Below are 4,727 nucleotides of genomic sequence, written 5' to 3'. Positions count from 1 at the left end.
AATCGGGCTTGGTCATCCGCGAGCCGAGCCGCAGGCGGTTTTTGCCGGGCGGGGTTGGATTTGAGTGTTTTTGGAAAGATGAAAGGGCCAAAGGTCGCGCGACAGACAACGGAACGCGACCTCTGGCCCGACGATCAAAGCGCGCGGGCGATCTGGCGCAATTCGAATTTCTGGATCTTGCCGGTCGAGGTTTTGGGCAGGTCCTGAAAGACCACGGTCTTGGGGGTCTTGAAGCCTGCCAGCCGCTCGCGGGCAAAGGCGATCAACTCGCTCTCGCTGGTTTCTGCGCCGTCTTTGAGTTCGACAAAGGCGCAGGGCGTTTCGCCCCATTTGTCATCCGGTCTGGCCACCACCGCACAGAGCAGCACCGCCGGATGACGCATCAGCACGCCTTCGACCTCGACCGAGCTGATGTTTTCGCCGCCCGAGATGATGATATCCTTGGCCCGGTCGGCAATCTGAAGATAGCCATCGGGATGCTGCACCGCGATGTCGCCCGAGTGGAAATAGCCGCCGCGAAAGGCCTCTGCCGTGGCCTCGGGGTTCTTGAGATAGCCCTTCATTACCGAGTTTCCGCGGATCATGATCTCTCCCTGGGCGGTGCCATCCATCGGGATCCGGGTCATGGTATCGGCGTCCATCGCGGTGATGTCTTCCATCATCGGCATCAGGATGCCGGTGCGCGCCTTGACGCCGTAACGCTCGTCTTCGGGCAGGTCGTTCCAGGCCTCTTGCCACAGGCATTCGGTGACATGACCATAGGTTTCGGTCAGCCCGTAGACCTGTGTCACAGCAAAGCCGAGCGGCTCGATCGCGGCCAGGGTCGCGGCGGGCGGTGGGGCGCCGGCGGTGAATACATCGACGATATGATCAAAGCTGCGCCGGTCCTCGGGCCTGGCGTTGACGATTGTATTCAGCACGATCGGCGCCGCGCCAAGATGGGTCACGCCCTCGTCAGCAATCGCATCATAGATCGCACGCGCGCTGACATCGCGACAGCACACAACCATGCCCCCCAGCATCGGCATAAGCCAGGTGTGGTTCCAGTTGTTGCAATGGAACAGCGGCACGATCGTCAGGTAGCGCGGATAGCGCGGCAAGTCCCAGCTTACGACCGTGCCCATGGTCATCAGGTAGGCGCCGCGATGGTGACAGACCACCCCCTTGGGCCGCCCGGTCGTGCCCGAAGTGTAATTCAGCGCCAGGCTCTCCCATTCATCCTCCGGCATGATCCACTCGAACGCCGGATCGCCCGAAGCCAGCAACGCCTCGTAGTCCATGTAATGGCCCGCGCCGTGTACGCCGGCCTGATCATCGGCGACCTCGATCACCTGCGGCGCGGGGCCGTCCATGATCTCGATGGCCTCTGCGAGAGCGGGCAGGAACTGCGGATCACAGAGCACCGCACGCGCCCCGCCGTGATCCAGGATATAGGCGATGGTATCGGGTTCCAGCCGGGTATTGATCGTGTTGAGAACCGCACCACAGGCAGGCACACCGAAATGCGCCTCGGCATGAGCCGGAATATTGGGCAGGATCGTGGCCACCACATCGCCGGGCGCAATGCCAAGCCCGGCCAGCCCCGAGGCAAGCCGCGTGCAGCGCTCGTAATACTCGGCATAGGTTTTGCGAAACCCGCCATAGACCAGCGCCTCGCGATCCGCAAAAACATGCGCCGCCCGGCGCAGGTGCGACAGCGGCGTCAGCGGCACGAAATTGGCAGCCGTCCGGTCAAGCCCGGTTTCATCTTTCATCCAGCCCATCGCGCCCTCCCTGATTCCCTGCGGCATGAGTTGGGAAACAGTATTGATTTTGCACGCCTGTTCAAACGCCAAACGCCTCGGGCCTGATCAGGGGCCTGAGGTATCAGGCGGGTCCGCAGGCCATCGGGTGCGGCGACATTTTGCAAGCGCGCCGAGAAAAGGGCGGTTCTGCCGGATTGGTTTGACGGTTACGTGGCCGCCCGCAACGGCCAACCGCCGTTTTCAGCCGGGGAACCGGAGGTGGTTCAAGGCCTCGTCGCCACCTTGCCCTAAAGCGCCAGCTTTTGCGCGACGATCTCGTTCACGGCCTTGGGGTTGGCCTTGCCGCCGGTGGCCTTCATCACCTGTCCCACGAACCAGCCCGCAAGCTTGGGGTTGGCCTTGGCCTTTTCGACCTGCGCGGGGTTGTCGGCAATGATCTGATCCACCGCAGCCTCGATCGCACCGGTGTCGGTGACCTGCTTCATGCCTTCGGTTTCAACGATCTCGGCCGGATCACGACCCGTGGTATAGGCGATCTCGAACACGTCCTTGGCGATCTTGCCGCTGATCGCATCCGAGGCGATAAGATCAACGATCCCACCCAATTGCGCCGGGCTTACCGGGCTTTGGGCAATATCCAGATCGTCCTTTTTCAGACGACCGAACAGCTCGTTGATCACCCAGTTGGCGGTCTGCTTGCCATCGCGCCCCTGCGCGGCCTCGTCGAAATAGGCGGCATTGGCCACATCGGCGGTCAACACGCTGGCGTCATATTCGCTTAGCCCGAACTCTTTGACAAAGCGGGCCTTTTTCTCATCCGGAAGCTCTGGCAGGCTGGCCGCGATGCCATCAACCCAAGCCTGCTCGATTTCAAGCGGCAGAAGGTCGGGATCGGGGAAATAGCGGTAATCATGCGCCTCTTCCTTTGAGCGCATCGAGCGGGTTTCGTTCTTGTCCGGATCATAAAGCCGGGTTTCCTGCGTCACCTCGCCACCGCCCTCGACAATCGCGATCTGGCGGCGGGCCTCGACCTCGATCGCGGCCTGGATAAAGCGCATCGAGTTCATGTTCTTGATCTCGCAACGCGTCCCGAGATGCGAGAAATCCAGGGTTTCCATGTATTTCTCGTACTGACCGGGCCGACAGATCGACACGTTCACATCGGCGCGCAGGTTGCCGTTTTGCATATTGCCGTCGCAGGTGCCGAGATACCGCATGATCTGGCGGATCTTGGCGATATAGGCGGCGGCTTCCTCCGGTCCGCGAATATCGGGGCGCGAGACGATCTCCATCAGGCAGACGCCGGTGCGGTTCAGATCAACAAAGGACATGTTGGGATCCATGTCATGGATCGATTTGCCTGCATCCTGTTCCATGTGGATGCGCTCTACCCGCACGGTGCGGGCGGTGCCGTCGCCCAGCTCTACCAGAACTTCGCCTTCGCCCACGATGGGGTGATAGAGCTGGCTGATCTGATAGCCCTGCGGCAGGTCGGGGTAGAAATAGTTCTTGCGGTCAAAAGCAGACCAGAGGTTGATCTCTGCCTTGAGGCCGAGCCCGGTGCGCACGGCCTGTTCAACGCAGTATTCGTTGATCACGGGCAACATGCCAGGCATCGCCGAATCCACGAACGCCACGTTTGAGTTCGGCTCGGCACCAAACTGGGTGGACGCACCCGAGAACAGTTTGGCGTTAGAGCTAACCTGCGCGTGGACCTCTAGGCCGATGACCAGTTCCCAGTCATGCTTGGCACCCGAAATCACCTTGGGTTTGGGCAGTTCATATGTCAGGTCGAGCATCTCGCACCGGCTCCTTTGATCACGTTTGTCAGCGTTCTAGGCCAGCCAGCGGAGCGGGGCAAGTGGCCAGAGCAGTGTCCGGCCACTTGTGGAGGTTATGCGGTGGCGATTTGAGTGCTGCGACGGCGAAGCGCGCCAAGTGAAAACAGTTGGAACGCGATGAAGATCGGCACAAAATATTCAGGGAACAGGGCCAGTGGGTAGGCATTGATGATATTGGGGCTATCAAAGGCCATTAGCTGCATGAAACCAACCGAAGTAACGATGCCTAGGCTGACCGCGACAACAAAATCCAACAACCCGATGATGCTGGCGCGGCGGACCAGGTGTTCGGCGTTTGCGTCGCCTCGGTCCAATGCTCGAACGGCCTGAATGGCTGCGATCCCGGCCATGATGTCACCGATCCCAGCGGGCAGGGCAAACTGCCAAGGAATGTCACCCATGGCCCAGCCAATCAGGAAGAACCCGCCCATCAGGCGCAGGCTTTGAATGCTGATCAGATGAATATGGTCAAGGCCGCCCAGAATGGTGCGTCCGGTTTCTGTCCAACGTCCCAAGGCCCACAGGAGGAATGCGCCGCCCAGCAAAGGCATCAGGGCATAGGGTGGATCGGTGGCTTGTAACGGCGGCATTAGAATACCTGCCTTGGCCAGATTGACCGATAAGGCGTGCCAGACCCCAAGCAGGGCCGCGACCACGCCAATTGCAGTGGCAGTCCTTGGTCGGGACAGGCCCGACCGGTGGGCACCAATGGCGATTAATCCGATGACAAGGGCAGGCAGGATCACGGCAAATACCTGCACATAATAGGTGGCGATGGTTTCGAACATTGTTGTCTCCGAGCATGGTGGCTTCATTTGTGGTAGTCACTTCTAAATGAGGAGTGACTTCACATTTGCAAGGGACGACCCTAAATAAAATGCATGGAACAGAATGAACGCCAAAATTGCCCGATCCAGCGGGCATCAAATGTAATGGGCGACCAGTGGTCGCTGCTGATCCTGCGCGAGTTCTTTTTGGAAGGCTCGCGAAGGTTTCAGGATTTGCAGGATGTGCTGGGGGTGTCGCCCAATACCCTGTCTGGACGGCTGCGCAAGCTGGAAGGGGGCGGTGTGTTGGAACGTCACAAGTACACGGACAACCCACCGCGTTGGGAATATCACCTAACCGACGGTGGGCAGGC

The 4,727-nt window shown here is 60.1% G+C and carries 4 protein-coding genes; 1 reads left to right on the top strand and 3 read right to left on the bottom strand.

Annotation, left to right across the window (positions count from 1 at the left end; genetic code table 11):
* Positions 1-134: 134 nt before the first annotated feature.
* The 3 genes from QZ522_RS17850 to QZ522_RS17840 form a co-directional block, all read right to left on the bottom strand.
* Positions 135-1,763: an AMP-binding protein gene (locus QZ522_RS17850; RefSeq protein ID WP_294614762.1), complete on the bottom strand. Its 1,629-nt coding sequence runs from the start codon at positions 1,761-1,763 to the stop codon at positions 135-137.
* Positions 1,764-2,032: 269 nt separating this feature from the next.
* Positions 2,033-3,544: an Asp-tRNA(Asn)/Glu-tRNA(Gln) amidotransferase subunit GatB gene (gene gatB, locus QZ522_RS17845; protein ID WP_294614760.1), complete on the bottom strand. Its 1,512-nt coding sequence runs from the start codon at positions 3,542-3,544 to the stop codon at positions 2,033-2,035.
* Between the two features lie 95 nt (positions 3,545-3,639).
* Positions 3,640-4,374, bottom strand: coding sequence for a hypothetical protein (locus tag QZ522_RS17840; RefSeq protein WP_294614758.1), 735 nt, complete (start codon positions 4,372-4,374; stop codon positions 3,640-3,642).
* A gap of 93 nt (positions 4,375-4,467) precedes the next feature.
* On the opposite strand from QZ522_RS17840, the gene QZ522_RS17835 reads away from it, so the two are divergent.
* Positions 4,468-4,727: helix-turn-helix domain-containing protein (locus tag QZ522_RS17835; RefSeq protein ID WP_294614755.1), on the top strand; the 260-nt coding region annotated here is incomplete at its 3' end.

The sequence above is a fragment of the uncultured Roseovarius sp. genome (assembly GCF_913054395.1).
Lineage (GTDB): Bacteria > Pseudomonadota > Alphaproteobacteria > Rhodobacterales > Rhodobacteraceae > Roseovarius.
The sequence above is the reverse complement of the archived record's forward strand: the minus strand, read 5'-3'. Positions and strand labels throughout refer to the sequence as shown.